This window comes from Streptomyces sp. NPDC092296, assembly GCF_044755465.1.
GTDB lineage: Bacteria > Actinomycetota > Actinomycetes > Streptomycetales > Streptomycetaceae > Peterkaempfera.
The window spans coordinates 1-19,706 of record NZ_JBIVRB010000002.1; the positions used below are offsets into that span (position 1 = coordinate 1).

The 19,706-nt window shown below is 74.8% G+C and carries 17 protein-coding genes and 2 pseudogenes; 8 read left to right on the forward strand and 11 right to left on the reverse strand.

From position 1 onward, the window contains the following. The first annotated feature begins 303 nt into the window (after nt 1-303). Nucleotides 304-546 carry a hypothetical protein gene (locus tag ACIQGZ_RS07860; RefSeq protein WP_402600025.1) on the forward strand — a complete coding sequence of 81 codons (243 nt, stop codon included), beginning with the start codon at nt 304-306 and terminating at the stop codon, nt 544-546. Between the two features lie 242 nt (nt 547-788). After that, nucleotides 789-1,007 carry a hypothetical protein gene (locus ACIQGZ_RS07865; RefSeq protein WP_402600026.1) on the forward strand — a complete coding sequence of 73 codons (219 nt, stop codon included), beginning with the start codon at nt 789-791 and terminating at the stop codon, nt 1,005-1,007. A 109-nt stretch (nt 1,008-1,116) separates the two neighbouring features. Here the strand turns inward: ACIQGZ_RS07865 and ACIQGZ_RS07870 are convergent, their stop codons facing one another. From ACIQGZ_RS07870 to ACIQGZ_RS07890, 5 genes are all read right to left on the reverse strand, one after another. Next, nucleotides 1,117-3,366: a heavy metal translocating P-type ATPase gene (locus ACIQGZ_RS07870; protein WP_402600714.1), complete on the reverse strand. Its 2,250-nt coding sequence runs from the start codon at nt 3,364-3,366 to the stop codon at nt 1,117-1,119. A 35-nt stretch (nt 3,367-3,401) separates the two neighbouring features. Continuing rightward, entirely contained in the window at nt 3,402-3,614 is a 213-nt protein-coding gene (locus ACIQGZ_RS07875) for a hypothetical protein (RefSeq protein ID WP_402600027.1), read from the reverse strand. Continuing rightward, the gene (locus ACIQGZ_RS07880; protein WP_402600028.1) at nt 3,614-4,291 is read right to left on the reverse strand and encodes a sigma-70 family RNA polymerase sigma factor; all 678 of its coding nucleotides are present in this window, start codon (nt 4,289-4,291) and stop codon (nt 3,614-3,616) included. Before ACIQGZ_RS07880 ends, ACIQGZ_RS07875 begins: the two co-directional genes overlap by 1 nt. Nucleotides 4,292-4,589: 298 nt before the next feature. Next, entirely contained in the window at nt 4,590-5,225 is a 636-nt protein-coding gene (locus tag ACIQGZ_RS07885) for a hypothetical protein (RefSeq protein WP_402600029.1), read from the reverse strand. Between the two features lie 227 nt (nt 5,226-5,452). Further along, nucleotides 5,453-6,892 (reverse strand): discoidin domain-containing protein, encoded by a 1,440-nt coding sequence (locus ACIQGZ_RS07890; RefSeq protein WP_402600030.1) that lies wholly within the window; start codon nt 6,890-6,892, stop codon nt 5,453-5,455. Nucleotides 6,893-7,873: 981 nt separating this feature from the next. On the opposite strand from ACIQGZ_RS07890, the pseudogene ACIQGZ_RS07895 reads away from it, so the two are divergent. The 4 genes and pseudogenes from ACIQGZ_RS07895 to ACIQGZ_RS07910 form a co-directional block, all read left to right on the forward strand. Beyond that, a pseudogene (locus tag ACIQGZ_RS07895) lies at nt 7,874-8,296 on the forward strand (discoidin domain-containing protein); the annotation flags it as partial. A 93-nt stretch (nt 8,297-8,389) separates the two neighbouring features. Further along, nucleotides 8,390-9,265, forward strand: a pseudogene (locus ACIQGZ_RS07900) (DUF1996 domain-containing protein); the annotation flags it as partial. A 120-nt stretch (nt 9,266-9,385) separates the two neighbouring features. After that, on the forward strand, nt 9,386-9,994 hold the full coding sequence (locus ACIQGZ_RS07905) for a hypothetical protein (RefSeq protein WP_402600031.1): 609 nt from the start codon (nt 9,386-9,388) through the stop codon (nt 9,992-9,994). 77 nt (nt 9,995-10,071) lie between these two features. Beyond that, entirely contained in the window at nt 10,072-11,130 is a 1,059-nt protein-coding gene (locus ACIQGZ_RS07910) for a LacI family DNA-binding transcriptional regulator (RefSeq protein WP_402600032.1), read from the forward strand. A gap of 69 nt (nt 11,131-11,199) precedes the next feature. Here the strand turns inward: ACIQGZ_RS07910 and ACIQGZ_RS07915 are convergent, their stop codons facing one another. Together ACIQGZ_RS07915 and ACIQGZ_RS07920 are read right to left on the reverse strand one after the other, a co-directional pair. Further along, the gene (locus ACIQGZ_RS07915) at nt 11,200-11,931 is read right to left on the reverse strand and encodes a hypothetical protein (protein WP_402600033.1); all 732 of its coding nucleotides are present in this window, start codon (nt 11,929-11,931) and stop codon (nt 11,200-11,202) included. 3 nt (nt 11,932-11,934) lie between these two features. Then, nucleotides 11,935-12,540: an RNA polymerase sigma factor gene (locus ACIQGZ_RS07920; RefSeq protein WP_402600034.1), complete on the reverse strand. Its 606-nt coding sequence runs from the start codon at nt 12,538-12,540 to the stop codon at nt 11,935-11,937. 402 nt (nt 12,541-12,942) lie between these two features. Between ACIQGZ_RS07920 and ACIQGZ_RS07925 the strand changes: the two genes are divergently transcribed. Further along, nucleotides 12,943-13,806: an SAM-dependent methyltransferase gene (locus ACIQGZ_RS07925; RefSeq protein WP_402600035.1), complete on the forward strand. Its 864-nt coding sequence runs from the start codon at nt 12,943-12,945 to the stop codon at nt 13,804-13,806. A 51-nt stretch (nt 13,807-13,857) separates the two neighbouring features. On the opposite strand, the gene ACIQGZ_RS07930 is transcribed toward ACIQGZ_RS07925, so the two are convergent. From ACIQGZ_RS07930 to ACIQGZ_RS07945, 4 genes are all read right to left on the reverse strand, one after another. Next, nucleotides 13,858-16,056 (reverse strand): DEAD/DEAH box helicase, encoded by a 2,199-nt coding sequence (locus ACIQGZ_RS07930; protein WP_402600036.1) that lies wholly within the window; start codon nt 16,054-16,056, stop codon nt 13,858-13,860. Between the two features lie 66 nt (nt 16,057-16,122). After that, the gene (gene crcB / locus ACIQGZ_RS07935; RefSeq protein ID WP_402600037.1) at nt 16,123-16,491 is read right to left on the reverse strand and encodes a fluoride efflux transporter CrcB; all 369 of its coding nucleotides are present in this window, start codon (nt 16,489-16,491) and stop codon (nt 16,123-16,125) included. Next, the gene (locus ACIQGZ_RS07940; RefSeq protein WP_402600716.1) at nt 16,491-16,820 is read right to left on the reverse strand and encodes a DUF190 domain-containing protein; all 330 of its coding nucleotides are present in this window, start codon (nt 16,818-16,820) and stop codon (nt 16,491-16,493) included. The genes crcB and ACIQGZ_RS07940 overlap by 1 nt, the downstream gene beginning before the upstream one ends. A gap of 83 nt (nt 16,821-16,903) precedes the next feature. Then, entirely contained in the window at nt 16,904-17,554 is a 651-nt protein-coding gene (locus tag ACIQGZ_RS07945; protein WP_402600038.1) for a fluoride efflux transporter FluC, read from the reverse strand. A gap of 605 nt (nt 17,555-18,159) precedes the next feature. Here ACIQGZ_RS07945 and ACIQGZ_RS07950 point away from each other — a divergent pair. Further along, a complete protein-coding gene (locus tag ACIQGZ_RS07950; protein ID WP_402600039.1) occupies nt 18,160-19,581 on the forward strand; it encodes a class I SAM-dependent methyltransferase in 1,422 nt (473 codons plus the stop codon). The last annotated feature ends 125 nt before the right edge of the window (nt 19,582-19,706 follow it).

Sequence of the window (19,706 nt, forward strand, 5' to 3'; positions counted from 1 at the left end):
CCATCGGCCTGCTGCGCGACGGCACCCGCTTCGCCGTCGTGGAGGGCACCGACCGCGCCCGCACCGTCTACCCACCCACCGGCTACCCGACCACCCCCCCCCCCCCCCCCCCCCCCCCCCCCCCCCCCCCCCCCCCCGGGGGCCGGCCCCCCCCCCCCGGCCCCCCCCCGACGCCGTGCCCGGGTGCCACGGTCAGCCCTGCCCGGCCACCAGGACGACCTTGCCGCTCACCGTGCCGGACTCGGCCCGCCGCATCGCCGCGCGGCCTCGGCGAGCGGCACCCGGGCCGCCACCTGAGGTGTGATGCGTGCCGTCCTCGACGCCGGCGCGGCCCTGCCCGCCGACCGCACCAGCCCCGAGCCCGCCGAACACCTGGAAGCCAGTGGCACCTGGGCCGCCGGACCGCAGCCCGACCGGCAGCTGAAGGGCCGTGCGCTGCGCACCCGGACCAGGCTGCACGGTGTGATCAGCCCGGAGATCGAGGGCCACTTCAACGGAATGGGATTCGACCGGCCGCCCTCTTCGCGGCCGAGATCACCCGGTTGACGGCAGCCCAGGGTTGACGCTCCCCCCGGACGGCCCCGGCGGAAATCCCGCCGGACGATATCAGCGGACGATATCAGCGGAAGCGTACCCCCGCATCAGGTAGTCGTATTCCACCGGCTTTCGGTTCCCCGAATGAGCGGCCTTTTTCGCCGTGCCTGAATGCGTTTCACACTTTGCCGGCGGCGGGAATCACCAGGGGGCCGGAGAGTCCGGCGGACGGGTGTGAGACCGAGGTGGAACCGATGCGAGACACGGGTGCGGAACCGATCGCGACCTTCTGCGGCAACTGCAACTGCGGCTGCCCCCAGCTGTTCGTCGACCCCGGGGGTCCCGAGGAGCGGCGGGTGCGGATCACCGACGACTTCGGCCAGCAGGTGCAGATGAGCGAGGAGCAGTTCCGCGACCTGGTCGCCCAGGCCAAGTCCGGCGCGCTGGACCGGCTGACCGCCACCGCGGCCTGATATCCGGAAAGCCGGTACCTCTTCACCGAAGCGCCCGGCGCCGCCTTTCGAAGCGGCGCCGGGCGCTTTTCCCTGGAAAGGACGCGGCCATTCCCCGGCCGGACCGGCGCTACCGCCCGGACAGCCGGCGGCGGGCGGCGGGCTGCCAGGTACGCAAGCGCAGGCTGTTGGCCACCACCAGCACCGAACTGGCCGACATCGCCGCCGCCGCGAGCATCGGATTCAGCAATCCCAGCGCCGCCAGCGGGATCAGCACCGCGTTGTAGCCGAACGCCCACACCAGATTGGCCCGGATCGTCGCCGCCGTACGCCGCGCCAACCGGACCGCGTCCACCACCGCCTCGATCTCACCGCGCACCAGGGTCAGCCCGGCGGCGCCGATCGCCGCATCGGTGCCGGAGCCCATGGCGATGCCCAGATCGGCCGCGGCCAGCGCCGCCGCGTCGTTCACCCCGTCACCGACCACGGCGGTCCGCCGCCCCGCCGCCCCCAGCTCCGCCACCAACTCGGCCTTGCGCTCCGGCGAGGCACCCGCGTGGATCTCGCTGATACCCAGCTGCTCGGCCACCGTCCGGGCCGCGCCCCGCCCGTCACCGGTCAGTAGCACCGTCTCCAGGCCCATCCCGCGCAGCCGGTGCACAGCCCGGTAGCTGCCCGGCCGCAGCGTGTCCCCGACCACCACCACCGCCACCGGCCGCTCGTCCAGCTCGACCACCGCCGCGCTGCGCCCGGCCGCCTCGGCGCCCGCCCACGCCTGCCGCAGCACCGCCGGCAGCCCCCCGCCGCCGTCCACCCGGACCACCCGCACCCGGCGCCCCGCCACCAGGCCCTCGACGCCCACCCCGGGCAGCGCACGGAAGCCCGAGACGGCGGGCAGCGCCCCGTCCGCGCCCCCGCGCTGCCGGGCGGCGGCGGCCAGCGCCCGGCCCACCGGGTGCTCGGAGTGGTGCTCCACCGCCCCGGCCAGCCGCAGCACCGCGTCGGCGTCCTCGCCCGGCACGGCCACCACGTCGACCAGCTGCATATGCCCGCTGGTCAGGGTGCCGGTCTTGTCCAGCACCACGGTGTCGATCCGGCGCAGCGACTCCAGCACCTCCGGCCCGCGCACCAGGATGCCCAGCTCCGCGCCCCGGCCGGTGGCGGCCAGCAGCGCGGTCGGGGTGGCCAGGCCCAGCGCGCAGGGGCAGGCCACCACCAGCACGGCCACCGCTGCGGTGACCGCCGCCTGCGGCCGCACCCCGGCGCCCAGCCAGAACCCCAGCACCGCGACCGCGACCACCAGCACGCAGGGTACGAAGACCCCGGCGACGGTGTCGGCGAGCCGCTGCACCCGCGCCTTCCCGGCCTGGGCGTCGGCGACCAGTGCGGTGATCCGGGCGAGCCGGGTGTCGGCGCCGACCGCCGTCGCCCGTACCAGCAGGGTGCCGCCCACATTCAGCGTCGCCCCCGCCACCCGGTCGCCGGGCCCCGCCTCCCTCGGCATGCTCTCGCCGGTCAGCAGGCTGAGGTCCAGCGCCGAGCTGCCCTCCACCACCACGCCGTCGGTGGCCACCTTCTCCCCGGGCCGCACCACGAACTCCTGGCCGGGCAGCAGCAGTTCGATCGGAATCCGCCGCTCCCGGCCGCCCTCCCGTACGCAGACGTCCTTGGCACCCAGCCCCGCCAGCGCCCGCAGCGCCGAACCGGTCCGCCGCCGCACCCTGCTCTCCAGAAAGCGGCCGGAGAGTACGAACAGCGGTACGCCGACCGCCGCCTCCAGGTAGATGTGCGCCCCGCCGCCGGTCCCGGCGGTCAGCGAGAACGGCATCCGCATGCCGACCCGGCCCGCGCCGCCCAGGTAGAGCGCGTACACCGACCAGCCGAAGGACGCCGCCACCCCCAGGCTGACCAGGGTGTCCATGGTGGCCGTGCCGTGCCGCAGCCCGCGCCAGGCCCGTTCGTGGATCTCCCAGGCGCCCCACAGCACCACCGGCCCGGCCAGCATGAAGCAGAGCCACTGCCAGTCGCGGAACTGGAGCGCCGGCACCATGGACAGCACGATCACCGGCACCGCCAGCGCCGCCACCACGGCCAGCCGCCCCCGCTCCACGGCCTCGTCCGCAGGGTCGCCGGCCGGCACCGGCTCGCGCCCCCGGGCCGGCTCGGCCGTGTAGCCGGCCCGCTCCACGGCGGCCACCAGGGCCGCGAGCGGCACGTCCGCCGGATGCAGCACCCGGGCGCGGCCGGTCACCAGATTGACGCCCGCCGACACCCCCTCGATCCTGGCGAGCCGCTTCTCCACCCGCGCCACGCAGGCGGCGCAGGTCATGCCGCCCACGGCCAGGTCGGTGACCACGCGGTCCGGGGCCGGCGCACCCAGCTCACCGGCGGCGGTCTCCTCGGTCTGCGGCCGGTTCACCGCGCCACCCCCGGCGCGGCGCCGCCCGTCATCCCTGCCATCCCGGGCATGCCCGGCGTGCCGCCGCCCCGACCCGGCGCCACCGGCCCGGCCGCCCGGCCGCACGCGAAGGCGGCGCCGAACACCAGCGCCAGCAGGACCAGGAAGCCGAGCAGCCCCACCCAGGCGGCGACCCCCGCCCGAGCAGGTGCGGACATGGCGGCGGGCATCACCGGCACTCCGGAAGGACGGCGGTCGGGGAGCCGACCGCGAGGGAACCGCCGGCGGCGGTCGAGGGGCCGCGACCCGCAGCGGCGGCCTCCGCCGCCCGCAGCAGGCCCACCAACTGCGCCCGCGCCCTGGCCACCCGGGAGCGCACGGTCCCCACCGGGCAGTGCGCGACCTCGGCGGCCTCGGGGTAGGACAGGCCGGTGATCTGGGTGAGGACGAAGGCCGCCCGCCGCTCCGCCGGGACGGCGGCCAGCAGGTCCACCAGCGCCACCCCCTCCTCGAAGCCCGGTACGCCGGTCGGCTGCCGGCCCTCCAGCGCGTCCCGCCAGTCGGGGCGCCCGGTGCGGCGCGGCCGGGCGGCGTCGTGCCGGTGACGGTCCACCACCACCCGGCGGGCGATGGAGAGCAGCCAGGTACGGGCCGAGGCCCTGGCGGCGAACCGGTGCAGGCTGCCCAGCGCCCGCAGATAGGTCTCCTGGGTGAGATCGTCGGCGGACTCCACGCCCGCGAGGTGTGCGACAAACCGCCACACATCCCCATGGGTGGCCGCGATGAACGCCTCGACGTCGGCGTGGCGGCCGCTGCGGGCCGCCAGGGCCAGCGCGGTCAGCCGCTCGTCGTCCACCGCCCGCCGTACCGGGAGGAGCGGGCCCGTGCCCTGCTCGAAAAGTGTCATGTCGCTGTCCTGATGCTCGGTCAGCAGCTGTGCGCGACGGCACAGGGGAACCAGTCCGGACGCCATGCCCACCGGACCGGACCTCACCGAGGCCGACCGGGGCAGCGTGCAGCCCGGACGCGGACCCGCCGGGGCGCGCGTGGGCCGTGGGCGCACGCGGGGCCGGGCAGGTCGACCGGCCCGCCGGCCGCCGCGCCGGTCGGGCCAGGGGCAGCGCCCGCCCGCCGCCCGGTCCGGGACCGGCGAAGGGCGTGCTGCCCGCAGGCACCGGCGGCGCGGGGCGGGCCTCAGCGGGCGATCAGTACGCGCGGCCGGGCAGCGGCGGTCCGCGCCGCACCAGCGCATGCGAGAGGAACACCAGCCGTGGCGGCCGCACGCCCCGCTGCCCGGTGCCCCACGCCCGCTGCGGCTTCCGGGCGCCGAGCACCGGAAGGGCCGGCAGTACGGCGGACGCCAGCGCCCGCAGGCCGTCGAAGACACAGGTCAGCGCCGCTTCCCCATGCCGCATCAGCAGCGCGCAGCCCAGCGCCGCCAGCAGGTGCGCGCCCAGCATCCACCAGGACATCGCCGCATGCCCCTGTCCGCTCACGGAGTGCTGCATACCAGCCATGCCCGGCATATCAGCCAGGTCGGCCATACCGGGCATCCTGTGCCCATCAGACCCGGCCGCCACCGCCTCGCCGTGCCCCAGGGCCGCGAAGAGCAGATGCAGTCCGCCCTGCGCCGCGACCATCCAGCCGCCGGTGGCCGCCGCACCGCGCCGCCGCCCGGCGAGCAGCCAACTGCCCCCGGCCGTGGCGGCGAACCCCACCGCGAGTACCCCGGGCGGCAGGGTCTGCGGGGACATGCCGAGATGCGCGGCCGCGGCCAGCGCCACACAGACGGCGGCGAAGACGGCGGCGCGTACGGCACGGGGGAGCGGCCAGAGCGTCACAACACCGCCCATCGTGACATGCCGCCCCGCCGCTGTCGCAGACCCGACCGGGTGACCTCGCCGCCCGGCTGTCCCGGCGTCAGCCGCCGCCCGGCGAGAGCGGACGGAACCGGCTCGGATGCGGGCGGCCGGGATCGGCGGACGTCGCAGGCCGGGTCCGGCGAGCGAACGGCCGGTGGGCCACGGCGCAGTGACTGCGGCCGTGGCCCACCGGGTCGAGGGGGTCCTCAGCTGCCGAGGACCTGGAACTCCCAGAGCGAGTAGCCGTACTGGGTGGCCCGCTGCGTGCCGTACATCCGCACATAGCGCCCGGAGCCGGAGACGTTCAGGCTCTGATTGCCGCCGGTGCCGCTGGTGGTGGAGTAGATCGTCGTCCAGTTGCTGCCGTCGTTGGACGTCTGGATCTGGAACGCCTTCCCGTACGCCGCCTCCCAGTTGAGGTTCACCTGGCTGATGCTGTGGGTCGCCCCCAGGTCCACCTGGAGCCACTGCGGGTCGCCGAAGCCGCTGGACCAGCGGGTGCCGGTGTTGCCGTCGACGGCGGCCGAGGCCGGGAAGCTGGCGTTCTCCGTCGAGGACGCGGTGGCCGGCCGGCCCTGCGACAGCAGGGTGGCGCCGCCGCCGGGGTTGCCGCCGCCGCCGGAGGCCGGCTTGTTGTAGACGGCGACGTAGTCGATGTTCAGCTGGCCGCCGGAGACGGTGTTGGCGTTGGGGCCGCCGCCGAAGGCGGCCGGGAAGCCGCCGCCCATCGCCAGGTCGTAGATGATGAAGAACGGGTGGTCGACCGCGTTGGCCCAGGTGGTGGCGTCCACCTGGTTGGCGTTGACGGTGAAGTAGTTGCTCCCGTCGAGGTACCAGCGGATCTGCTCCGGCGACACCGAGCGGTCGATCTGCACCGCGTAGGTGTGGTAGCCGGTCTGGCAGCCGGAGCAGGCGCGCTCGCCGCTGCCGATGCCGGTGGTCTCGTTGCACGGGCCGCCCTGGCCGGTACCGCAGTGCAGCGTCCCGAAGACCGAACTGCGGCTGTTGATGTCCTCCATGATGTCGACCTCGCCGGAGGTCGGCCAGGTCGTGCCGGTGCGCAGTGTCGAGCCGAGCATCCAGAACGCCGGCCAGTAACCGGCGCCGTTGGCGGTGGTGAGGTTCGGCTGCTGGATCGAGGACTGCATCATCACCACGCCACCGGGCGGGGCGCCGAAGGTCGCCGCCTGGGTCTCGATCCGGCCCGAGGTCCAGCCCGAGGTGGGGTTGGTGCCCGAGTGGAGTGCCTTGAGGACCAGGTGCCCGGCGCCGTCCTGGTAGACGTTCGAGGTGCTGTTGGTCATCGTCTCGATCTCACCGGTGCCGAAGCTGCTGCCCGGCCCGGTGTCGTACTTCCAGTCCCCGGTGTTCACCCCGCTCCCGGCGGCGCCGTTGAAGTCGTCGCTCCAGGTGAGGCTGAAGCCCGCCGGGGCGGCCGGGATCGCGGCGGGCTGCACGGCCGCGCTCCGTACGGTGGGCGCTGCCGCCGCTCCGGCCGTCTCCGGGGCGGCCACCAGGGCGAAGCCCGCCAGGCTCAGGGCGCTGACGGCGATGGTCGCGGTGGAGAGGCGCGCCTTGGCGCGCAGTCCCCAACGCCTGCGGCCGGGGCTGCGCCCGGAGTCCTCGTGAGCTGGCCCGTTCGACATGGGCTCTCCTTAGGCGGTTGACCGGTCGGCGTCTCCCGGGCCTGCGGCGTCAGTGGGTGCTGAGCCCGGCGGTGGCAGGCGTCGGGTGCGGACCGAGCGGTCGATGGGTGGGAGTGGAGAGAGCGCTCTCAGGGCATGGCCGGCCACGGGGGGTGGATACGGGGCTCAATGCCCTGAATTACCCCGATATCCTGAACGGCCCCAACGCCCCGAACGCTTCACCGCCCTGAATGACCAGGATTGATGGGTGCGACCAGGACCGATGGGTGGTCGATCCTGAGAGCGCTCTCACCGCCGAAGACGGTAGCAGTCCTTGTTGTAGACGCGTCAAGACTTCTGCGTGGAGCGGAAAAGGAGGATCTTCCCGACCTGTCGCATCCGCCCCGTCCGTCGCCCGCCGGGCATGCCGACATGGCCGGCGGAGCAACTGCCCGACGGCCTGCCATTGAGAGAGCGCTCTCCCGTATTGGCAGCCTGCCGACGAAGTGAGCAGGCGTCAAGAGCCCGGACCCAAAGTCCACCATGGCCGAACTCTGCCTGGTGCATCCCTCTTGACGTGGGGTTATGTCAGAGGGCTTGACGTGTACGAAACCGACGGACAACCATCTCCCCATACGGAGAGCGTTCTCCCACCCTGCCCCCCGCCTGGCTCTGCCGCCTCCCGGTCCGCCCCCGGACCGGCGGCGGAGCCGGGTCGTGAGCCGGAACGCATCCCCTTCCAGGAGGACCGACATGCCCGCTCCACCCGCCCGGCCCGCCGCCCGCCCCGGGGTGGCCCGGTGACCGCCCGGGGCAACTCGCAGGCCGCCCGGGGCAACTCGCAGGCCGCCCGGGGCGACTCGCCGCCCCTCCGGCCGGCCGCCCGGGGCGGCTCGGCGCAGCAGTCCGGAGTCCATGCCTGAGCAGACTCCCGGGCCCGGGAAGGCCGCGCCGTCCCGGCCCCGGGTGCACCCACCCGTTCCGCTCCGACCAGGAGGTCACATGCGACCCCGATTCCTGTCCCGTGGCAGACCGCACCGGGCAGCCCTGGCGCTCACCCTCGCCACGCTGCTCTCGCTCGTCGGCCTGAGCAGCGGCGCCCAGCACGCGGCAGCCGCCGACACGCTCATCTCGCAGTCCCGACCGGTCGTGGCCTCGTCCATCGAGAGCGCCAACTTCCCGGCCGGCGCCGTCGTCGACGGCGACCCCACCAGCCGCTGGGCGAGCACCTGGAGCGACCCGGCCTGGATCCAGATCGACCTGGGCGGCACCGCCGCCATCAGCAGGGTGGAGCTCGACTGGGAGGCCGCGTACGCCAGCGCCTACCAGCTCCAGGTCTCCCCGGACGCCAACACCTGGAGCACCGTCTACTCCACCACCACCAGCAAGGGCGGGGTGCAGAACCTCAACCTCACCGCCGGCGGGCGCTACATCCGCCTGTACGCGACCGTCCGGGCGACCCAGTACGGCTACTCGCTGTACGAGTTCAAGGTCTATGGTTCGGTCACCCTGTCGACGGATGGCTACGTCCTGGCGAACCCGCAGGTCACCGGGGTCACCCCGTCGACCTACGACCCGCCGCACGCCTACTTCCACGAGTTCCAGGCGAACTGTTCCGCGAACCACAACCTGCCGGACGACCCGATCGTCTTCCCCGGCCAGGCCGGTGCTTCGCACATGCACACCTTCATGGGCAACACCACCACCAACGCCAACTCCACCCTGGCGTCGCTCCAGGCGGGCGGCACCACCTGCGTGGCGCCCGGTGACAAGTCGGGCTACTGGATGCCGACCATGTACGACGGCGACACGGCGGTCAACCCGATCGGCGTGCAGACCATCTACTACAAGAGCGGGGTGAACGACTACACCAGCGTGCGGCCGTTCCCGGCCGGTCTGAAGTACCTGGTCGGCAGCCCGACGGCGACCTCCACCCAGTTCTCCACCGACCCCGGCTGGGTCGCCGGGTGGGAGTGCGGCACCAGCTACCACAACATCGACCTGCCGGTGAACTGCCCGTCCGGCGGCCAGGTCGACATCCGGTACCAGGCTCCGAGCTGCTGGAACGGGCTCTACCTGGACACCCCCGACCACAAGAGCCACATGGCCTACCCGGTCAACGGCGTCTGCCCGGCCGACCACCCGGTCGCGGTGCCGATGATCGAGTTCAAGATGGCCTTCCCGGTCAACACGGCCAACATGTCGCAACTCCACCTGTCGAGCGGACGGGGATTCTCCTTCCACTACGACTTCTTCAACGCCTGGGACGCTCCGACCCTCGCCGCGATGGTGAACCACTGCATCGTCGGTGGCCTCCAGTGCGACGCCCGGGGCTATGACGAGTCCCAGCCGGGCAAGGGCGCCGCGCTCAACGCGCAGTACCTGCTGCCCTGACGCGCGATCCGCGCCCGCGTCCGCCCGGCACACCACCGGACGGCCGCGGGCGCGGTCCCACCACCACCGGCGCCCGCCCGCCCGCACCCCGCCCGCCCGCACCCCCCCGGGAAAGAGCACATGAGCAGACCGTCCCGCCCGCTGCTGTCCGCCGCCGCAGCCCTCCTTCTCGCCCTGGCCGCCACCGGCTGCGCCTCCTCCGGTCCGGCCGCACCGCAGGCGGCCACCGGACCCGCCGGCACCACGGCCACGACCGCCGCCGCCGGCACCACGCCCGGCACGGCCGACGACGGAGCGGGCCCGTCGGCCGCCACCCGGCTGATCTGCGACGACGAGGCGGTGGAGGAGATCTCCGGCGCCCTCGGGATCGAGCCCCGACAGCCGCTCAGCCCGACCTGGTCGGGCCAGGTCTACTCCTGTTCGTACGACTATCCGGACGGCAGCAGCATGCTGCTCTCGGTCCGTCAGCTGCCCGACCGGGCCGCCGCAGCCGCCGCCTTCGAGCAGCAGCGCACCGCCACGGCCGGTGCCAAGGCGGTGAAGGGCCTCGGTGAGGCGGCCTTCACCCGGCGCGACGGGTCGGCCTATGTGCTCAAGGACGAGATGGTCCTCACCGTCGACGTCGGCAAGCTGCCGAAGACCTTCGGCAAGCCGACGCGCACCCGCCCCAACGTGGGGCTGACCGTCGCGACCACCGTCATGATCTGCTGGAAGGAGCAGCAGCACTGACCCCGCTCGGCCCGTGGACCAGCGGTGAGTGGGAGAGAGGCCGTTGAAGCGTCGGCGCCGCATGCTACAAAGGCCCCATGACCGAAGCCATCCGGTCGGCTGCCCGTCGATCCGCCACCTTGGAGGACGTCGCCCGGGTCGCCGGTGTCTCCCGGGCGACCGCCTCGCGAGTCGTCAACGGTGTGCGCAACGTCGCACCCGACATCCAGGAAAGCGTCCGGCGGGCCATCGCGGTCACCGGCTACGTCCCGAACAGCGCCGCGCGGTCGCTGGTCACCCGCCGCGCCGGGGCGATAGCCCTGGTGGTGTCCGGTACGGGCGTGTACGAGAGTGACGGTGCGTCGGCCCGCAGCCAGGTGTTCACCGACCCGTTCTTCGGACGGGTCGTCAGCGGCGTGCTGACCGCGCTCCGCCCGCAGGGCATCTACCCGGTGCTGATGCTCGCCGCCGACGCCGAGGCGCGGGAGCAGATCCTCCGCTATCTGCGGCAGGGCAACGCCGACGGCGCCCTGGTGGTCTCCACCCACGCCGAGGACCCGCTCCCGGCCCAGCTGGCGGAGTACGAGCTGCCCGTGGTGCAGTTCGGCCGGCCCGAGACGCGCCTACCGATCAGCTATGTCGACCTGGCCAACTACACCGCGGCGGGCCTGGTGGCGGACCACCTGGTCGGCCGGGGGTGCGAGCGGGTGGTGGCCATCGCCGGGCCGGGCGGTGTCCCGGCCGCCCGCGACCGGCTGAACGGCTTCCGCGACGCGATGGCGCGCCACGGCTACCCGGAGGTGCCCTGCGCGGAGGGCGACTTCACCGGGGCCAGCGGCGAGCAGGCGATGGCCCGGCTGCTCGCCGCCCACCCGGAGCTGGACGGTGTGTTCGCGGCCAACGACCTGATGGCGCAGGGGGCGCTCGCGGTGCTGCGCGACCACGGCCGCCGCATTCCGGAGGACGTGGCGGTGGTCGGCTTCGACGACAGCAGCGCCGCCATCGCCGGGCGGCCGCTGCTGACCACCGTACGGCAGCCGGTGGAGGCCATGGCGGAGGAGATGACCCGCATCCTGCTGGACACCCTCACCCGGCCGGAGCGCCGGGCGGTCTCGGTCGTCTTCGACGCCTCGCTGGTGATCCGCCAGTCCGCCTGACCCGGCAGTCCGCCTGTTCCGGCAGTCCGCCTGTTCCGCCAGTCCGCCTGACCCGGCGGCGCCCCGGGGCTACGCGGTGCGGTTGAGGTCGGCGGCCAGCTGCGGGCCGGGCTGCGGGATCTCCCCGAAGTCGGGGTCGTCGCAGTCGATCCGCAGCCGGTGCAGCACCGCCTCCAGGGCGTGCGGCAGCCGGGGGTGGCGCCCCCGGCGGCACTGGCGCAGCAGGTCGGTGCGGACCGGCTCGGGGAGCAGCGGGCGGTGCGCCGCGGCCTTGCGGCGGGTGGTGCGCGGGGTGCTGCGGGTCAGGTGGGCGGCCTCGGCCCGCCAGTAGTCGGCGTCGCGGAACTCGGCGTGCCGCCGGTGGTACAGATACAGGCACTGCGCGGCGGTGCGGCTGCCGCCCCCGGCGGCGAACCGCCACCAGAAGGTGGCGCCCTCGTCGTATCCGGCCAGGTGCAGCAGGCAGGCGAAGACCAGGGCGCCGTCCGGGTCGATCCGCCGTCGGCAGTCGACCAGCCGGGAGAGGCTGGCGGCGGCCTGCGGGGCGCCCAGCACCAGTGAGGCGGCCAGGTCGAGGTCGCGGACGGCCTGCTCCTGCTCGGAGGAGCAGTGCGCGGGTGCGACCGGGGTGCGGCGGGTGGCGGCGGACCGGTGCGCGGCTGCGGTTCGGGGCTGCTCGAGCTCGCCGGCGATCCGCTCGCGGGCGGCGACCGGGTCGTAGTCGCGGTACTCGTCGGCCAGGATGCGGGCCTGGCGCAGCAGGGTGTCGACCAGGGCGTCGTGGTTGCCGGTGTCGGGCATCGGTTACTCCCCCGGGGGCGGTTCGCTGGTGAGGTCCAGCTGCCGGGCCAGCCGCCGTTTGGCGTGCCGCACGGTGGAGCGGACGGTGGAGAGCGTCATCCCGGTGCAGTGGGCCACCTGCTGCTCGGTGTAGCCCAGGATGCAGCAGAGCACGATGACGTCGTACTGGCGCTCGGGCAGCTGGGAGATCGCGGTGAACAGGCTCAGTGCGCCCTCCAGCGCGGCGAACCGCTGCTGGTCGCCGCCGAGCAGGTCGCGGCGGACGGCCAGCGCGAAGGCGCCGGTCTCCACCACGGCCGGGCGGCGGCCGTGGTCGGTGAGCCACTGCTCCACCCGCTGCTTGAGCAGGAACCAGCCGTACTGCTCCACCGACTCCTGCCGCAGGGCTTCGGCCCAGTCGGCGGCGAGCTGCCGGCCGGCGGCGTCCACCACCTCCTCGGCGGCCCTGCGGTCGCCGGTCTGGGTCTGGGCGAACCGCAGCCACTCCTCGTGGTGGATGTCGTGGAAGGCCTCGAAGGCCAGCGAGAGCCGGCGGCGGGGGCTCGGCACCGGATGGCCGCCACCGGGCTGCCGCGCGGGGTGGTCCCAGAGCGGGGCGTCCTGGGTCACCGGCCGGTCGCCTCCTCGCGGTCCAGCTGGTCGGGATGGTTGCTCACGGGTGTCTCGTTCGGCTTGGGCCCCGGTCCGGGCGGGCGTCCGGTGGGCGGGCGTTGCGGCCTTTCGGTATGACAGCCAATCGGATCAGCGGCCCCGGTGGGCCGTACAACCCGAAGAAAGTTTGCAAAAGGAGATAGTGCGATGAAAGTACTTTTCGGGACGTCGGGGCGCCGGAGATGACCGCAGGTCAGCACCGGGCCGACCCCGACCGGCACGGCGCGGGCGGCGGAGCGAGGGCGCACCCCGCCGGAGGCCCACCCACCCCGGGGTCTGGACGCCCCCTGCGGCGGGCGCGTAAGAAATAGACGCGCTCCGGTTCGGGGCCGAGCGCCGGGCGGCAGGGAGGGGCCGGGGATGACGACGGAAGGCACGACAGACGGGGGCGGGGCGGCCGGGGCGGAGGCGGCCGGCGCCGGTGACATCGCCGTCGATCTGGAGCTGGACCGCCCGCACTCCGCCCGGATGTACGACTACTACCTGGGCGGCACGACCAACTTCCCCGCCGACCGGGAGGCCGTCGCCCAGGTGATGGCCGCCTTCCCCACCGTGCTGGTCACCGCCCGGGTCAACCGGGCCTTCATGCACCGCTCCACCCGCAGCCTCGCCCGGCAGGGCCTGCGCCAGTTCCTCGACATCGGCACCGGCATCCCCACCTCGCCCAATCTGCACGAGGTCGCCCAGAGCGTCACCCCCGGCGCCCGGGTCGTCTACACCGACAACGACCCCATCGTGCTCGCCCACGCCCAGGCCCTGCTGCGCAGCCACGCCACCGGCCGCACCACCTACCTCGAAGCCGATGTCACCGACCCGGAGTCCATCCTGACCGCCCCCCAGCTGCACGACACCCTCGACCTGGACCGGCCGGTCGCGCTCAGCCTCAACGCGCTGCTGCACTTCGTCCCCGACGACCGGGGCGCCCATGCGATCGTGGAGCGGCTCAAGGCCGCCCTGCCCTCCGGCAGCACGCTGACCATCAGCCATGCCACCCCCGACTTCGACCCCGAGGGCGTCGCCCGGCTCGCCGCCGCGTACGCGTCCTCCGGCACCCCGGGCCAGGCCCGCACCCGCGAGGAGTTCGCCCGGTTCTTCGACGGCTGGGAGCTCGCCGAGCCCGGCATCGTCCCCACCCACCGCTGGCGCCCCGACGGCCCCGCCGACACCGAGGGCGTCACCGACGCCGAAGCCGCCTGCTGGGCGGCCGTCGCCCGCAAGCCCTGAGAGCCCCTGAGAGCCCCTGAGAGCCCCTGGCGGCCCCTGACGGCCCCCGGCTCAGGCGAGGTGGTCCTCGGCGGGCAGCAGGGCCAGCCGGCGCTGCTCCGCCTCGACCACCTGCCGGGCCAGCGACTGCTCCGAGACGTCCACCGCCTCCGGCGTCGCCTCGGCGGTGTCGCTGCGCCGGGCGTAGTCGTCGAAGGCCCGCTGCTTGGCGGCCAGGATGTCCAGCAGATGCTGGTCGACGCTGTCGGCGGCCAGCAGCCGATGCACCTGGACCCGCCGCAGCTGGCCCATCCGGTGCGCCCGGCCGACCGCCTGACTCTCCGTGGTCGGCTTGACCTGGGGCTCGCACAGGATCACCACGGAGGCGGCCTGGAGGTTCAGGCCGACCCCGCCGGTCTGGATCTGGGCGAGCAGCACCGCGTGCCCGGGGGCCGCGCCGAAGTCGTCCACCGCCCGCTGCCGGGCGGCAGCGGCCACCTCGCCGGTGACCGGCCCGAAGACGGGGGAGTCCAGCGCGGCCCGTACGGTGGCCAGCACCTCGCGGAAGTACGAGAAGACCACCACCTTCAGCCCGTGCCCGGCCGCCTCCGCGACCACCTCCCGCAGCCGCTGGAGCTTGGCGGAGTGGACCGGGTCGGCGTAGGCGGCCCGCCGCATCGCCATGAAGTTCCCGGCGGCCACCGCCGAGCGGTAGGCGGCCAGGTCGGCCGCCGAGAACTCCTCCCAGGCGTCGGTGTGCACCAGGTCCGGCAGCTCGGTGAGCACATCCTGCTGGTTGCGGCGGAGATAGGCCGGGGCGACGGCCCGCCGGAAGGCGCGCGGCCCGGCGGCGGCGAGGCTGCGCCGCACCTGGGGGAGCAGCTCCGGCTGCACCTGGCCGACCAGGTTGCGGAACTCCTCGACGCTGTTCTCCATCGGCGTACCGGTGAGCAGCAGCACCCGTTCGGTACGGGCCGTCCAGGCGGCCAGCGCCTGGGCCCGCAGCGTCTGCGGGTTCTTGACGTAGTGGGCCTCGTCGGCGACCAGCATGCCCAGCGGCAGGTCCGGCGGCAGGTCGAGGGTGCGCAGCGCGTCATAGGTGGTGACGGCGACGTCGCCGCGCCGCAGCCACTCGTCGCGGGCGAGCTGCCGGGCGGGGCCGTGCAGCCGGTACGCCAGCAGCGAGCTGCGGGCCTCGATCTCGCGCAGCCAGTTGATCAGGACGCTGGTCGGGCAGACCACCAGGAAGTGGGTCTGCCCGGCCGCCTTGAGGTGCGCCAGCGCGGCGATCGCCTGGACGGTCTTGCCGAGCCCCATCTCGTCACCGAGGATCACCCGGCGCTGCGCCAGCGCGAAGCGGGCGCCGAACGCCTGGTAGCCGCGGAGCGAGACCCGCCGGTGGGTGTCGTCCAGCGGCTGGGCGCCGATCCGCTCGGCCAGGTCGCTCGGCAGGAAGCCCTGCGCGGCGGCCAGGTCGGCGGGCGGGCCGGTGAACTCGCCCAGCAGGCTGTAGTACTCGGCCGACCGCAGCTCGAAGTCGATCCACGCCTCGGCCCCCGACACCGGCTGCCGCAGCAGGTCCACCGACGCCTGGGCGAACAGCAGGGCCGTGGCGTCGGCCTCGGCGCCGGCGAGCAGCGCGGTGAGCCGTTCGACCGCCGCCCTGGCCCGGTCGCGGCGGTCCGACCCGGTGAGCAGCAGCCGTAGCCGGGTCCGGGCCGGGCGGGCGGCGGCCAGGGCGTCCCCGAGCTGCCGGTCGAGCCGTTCCGCGACGTCCCGGGCGCGGGCGGCGTCCGGCCCGGCGGTCACCAGCCGGTGCAGCGCGACGACCAGCGCGGTGGTGCCGGGGTCCTCCCGCCGGTCGGCGTCCAGCCGGACGGCGACGGTGTCGCCCACGGCCGCCGCGATCTGCCCGGCGGCGGCGACGGCCTGGGCGGCGGTCGTCCGGCCGACGCCGGGCAGCTGCTGGAGCGCGTACGGTCCGGCGTCCAGCACCTGGCGGACCGTGGTGTATCCGGCCTGCTCCAGCGCCGCCACCCGCAGCCGCCCGTCGGTCGCGTCTACCAGCCGGGCCAGCGGCAGCCCGGCCAGCTCCCGGTGGGCCAGCTCGGCGCGGAGCGGTGCCAGCGCCTCGTCGACCGCCACCCGGACCCGGGCGTGGTCGGTGCCGACGGTCCGCGCCGCCGTACGGAGGGCTTCGGCGTCCCGCAGCAGGGCCCTGGTCCGCTTGCCGGGCGCCACCGGCCGGTCCTGCTGCCCGTCCCGGCCCATGGTCCCCCTCGGTGTCCGGCGCCGCCCGCTGCGGCGGCGCGCCGCCAACAGGGTAGGCGCGGCCGGCTACACCGCCGTCAGCAGGGCGTATCCGGCGGCCGCCGCGCCCAGGCCGAGCAGCAGGCTGCCCAGGGCGTTCAGCCCGGCCTCCGCGAGCGAGCCGTCCTCCAGCAGCCGTACGGTCTCGAAGGTGAAGGTGCTGAAGGTGGTCAGGCCGCCGCACACCCCCGTACCGAGCAGCAGCAGCGTGTCGGTGGGCAGGCCGTGGGCCGCGCCGGCGCCGGTGAGCGCGCCGAGGACGAAGGCGCCGGTGATGTTGACGGCGAAGGTCCCCCACGGGAAGACGCTGTCGTGCCGGGACTGGACGGCCCGGTCGGTGAGGTAGCGCAGCGGCGCGCCGAGCATGCCGCCGAGGAACACCATCAGCAGGGCCATCAGCGGGTCCCGTCCGGCGTCGCGGAGTGCGGGACGTGGGCGACGACCTCCACCGGGTCCAGGGTGATCAGCCCCTGGCCGAGCACCTCGCGGGCCTCCGGCAGGAAGGCGCGGACCCGGCTCTCCTCGTCGATGACGACCACGGCGACCGGCAGGTCCTCGGCCAGGTCCAGCAGCCGGGCGGTGTGGATGCGGGAGTTGCTGCCGAAGCCCTCGACGCCCCGGAAGACGCTGGCCCCGGCGAGCCCGGCCCGGTGGGCGCGGTGGACGATCTCGGCGTACACCGGCCGGTGGGCGAACTGCTCGGAGTCGCTCAGGTACACGGTCATCCGCAGCGCCGGTCCGTTCAGCGGCTCCCGGGGCGGGCGCTCGGGCAGCGGGTCCTCATGGTGGCGGTGGGGCAGGTGCGGGCTCATGGGGTGCGTCCTTCGCTGGAGTCGGTGGAACCGCCGGGACCGCCGGAGTCGGCGGGTGCGCCGGGCACGGGCGCCGGTCCTCGGCGGCGCGGGCCGCGCCGTACCGGCAGGCCGGACGCCATCCGGGCCACCACGATGCCGGTCCAGACGGCGGCGAGGCCGGCCAGCAGGCTGCTCAGCGCGTACGCGTCGGTGAGCGACCAGTGCCCGGCGGCCAGCAGCCCGCGCATCTCCACCACGTACGTGGAGAAGGTGGTGAAGCCGCCGATCACGCCGACGCCCAGGAAGGGCCGTACGTAGCGGCTGGGCGGCCAGACGTCCAGCACATACACCATCAGCAGGCCGAGCGCGAAGCTGCCGCTGACATTGGTGGCGAAGGTGGCCCATGGGAAGCCGCCGGCCGGGGTGGGCCAGGCGCGGGCCAGGCCGTAGCGGGCGCTGCTGCCCAGGCCGCCGCCGACCGCGATGGCCGCCAGCACGTCCCACTGGCGGTGCCGGGCCCGCTCCCGCAGCGGGCGGCGCCCGCGCCGGGGGCTGCCGGGCGGCCCCGCGTCGGGATCGACCGGCAGTGTCTCGGCGGGGGGACGTTCGCTGGTGGCGGGCAGGTCGCTGGTGTCTGGAGCCTGCGGGCGGTCGCCGCCGGGCATCGGCACTCCTCGCTTGGGGTGGCCCGCCCCGGTGCGCGCCGCCCGCAGCGGCGCCGGCGGGCGCGGCGCGGCGGCGGCCGGGACGGCGGGGGCTGGTCCGGGTGTCGGACCGGGCGTCGAGCGGGGCGTTGAGCGGGGCATACCTCTCCTACCTGCGGGTTCGCCTGCGGATGGCAGGTACCAGGTAGGGACCGTTGGCGGCCGGTGCGGCCACGGTTGCGGCGAGCCCCTCCGCCGTCTTCCGTTCCACTCTACCGAAACGGGCCCCGCCCCACCCGGCCGCCGCGGGCACGCCGTGACACGGCGGACGCCGGCTCACTGATCATGGACCCCGGGTGGCCCACCGGATACGCTCAGCCAGTTGGCGGGGCCCGCCGGCCTGTGCTGTAGCCGCCGCCGGCCCCTGCCAGAAGGGTAGGAGGCCGGATGCCTTGCGCCGCACGCCGTCGAGACGGGCCGCGATACCGGACACCCCGAAACCCGCCGCCCGCCGATCAGTCGCCGGCCCCGCATTCCCCGGCCCGGCAAGGCGCACCGAGCAGCCTGGCGACGCACGACCTCCCGCTCCGACACCGATGGCAGCGAACCCATGATGGAGGGACTCTGTGACCGACGCTGCTGCCCGATTGTCCGCACTGGCCGAACAGGCCCTGGGCGCTCCGCTCCCCGTCCGGCTCCGCGCCTGGGACGGCAGCGAGGCCGGGCCGTCCGACGCCCCCGCCCTGGTGCTGCGCAGCCGCCGGGCGCTGCAACGGCTGCTCTGGAAACCCGGCGAGCTGGGCCTGGCCCGTGCCTATGTGTCCGGTGACATCCTGGTCGAGGGCGATCTCTACCGGGCGCTCTCCCTGATCTCCGGGCTGGTCTGGGAGCGGGACGACACCCAGGACCGCATCACCACCCTGCGCACCGCCGCGCGGGCGGTCGGCTCGCTGCGCGACTCCTCGGTACGCGGCGCACTGCGCGAGGCCCTCCGGCTGGCCGGGCCCGCGCTGCCCCCGCCGCCGCCACCGGAGGAGGTGCGCGGCCGCACCGGCGCCCCGCACACCTGGGGTCGCGACCGGGCCGCGATCAGCCACCACTACGACGTGGGCAACCCCTTCTACGAGCTGGTGCTCGGCCCGTCGATGGTCTACTCCTGCGCGTACTGGGGCGAGGAGGCGCAGACGCTGGAGGACGCCCAGGCGGCCAAGCTCGACCTGGTCTGCCGCAAGCTCGCGCTGCGGCCCGGCGACCGGCTGCTGGACGTCGGCTGCGGCTGGGGCTCGATGCTGCTGCACGCCGCCGAGCACTACGGCGTCCGCGCGCTGGGCATCACCATCTCCCAGGAGCAGGCCGCGTACGCCCGCAAGCGCGTCGCGGCGGCCGGGCTCACCGAGCGGATCGAGATCCGGGTGCAGGACTACCGGGGGCTGCGCCCGGCGGTCGACGGCCCGTTCGACGCCATCTCCTCGATCGGGATGGCGGAGCACGTCGGCGCCGAGCGCTTCCGGGTCTACACCGATCAGCTGTACTCGCTGCTGCGCGACGGCGGGCGGCTGCTCAACCACCAGATCGCCCGTCGGCCGCTGCCCGACGAGCGGGCCTACCGGCTCGACCCGTTCATCGACCGGTACATCTTCCCGGACGGGGAGCTGTCCCCGGTCGGCGCCACGGTCGGTGCGCTGGAGGCGTCCGGCTTCGAGGTCCGCGACGTCCAGACGCTGCGCGAGCACTACGCGCTCACGCTGCGCGCCTGGGTGGCGAACCTGGAGGGGCGGTGGGAGGAGGCCGTCAAGCTGGTGTCGCCGGGCCGGGCGCGGGCCTGGCGGCTGTACATGGCCGCCTCCGCCCTCGCCTTCGAGGGCAACCGGATCGGCGTCAACCAGGTGCTGGCCGTCCGCACCCCGGTCGGCGGCGCCTCCGGGATGCCGCTGCGGCGCGGCGGCCGGTACGCCGAGCCGGTCGACACGGAGCCGGTCGCTACGGAATCGGTCGACGCCGAGCCGGTCGACGCGGAGCCCGCCGACACGGAGCCCGCAGCGGGCTGAACCCCGCCCGGTCGTGGGGGGGCCCCCCCCGCGGGCGGCCCCCCCCCCCCCCCGGGGGGGGCCCCCCCCGGGGGCGCCAACAATGCCCGCCCCCAGCCCTACGACCAAGCGTGCACCAGTAGGGC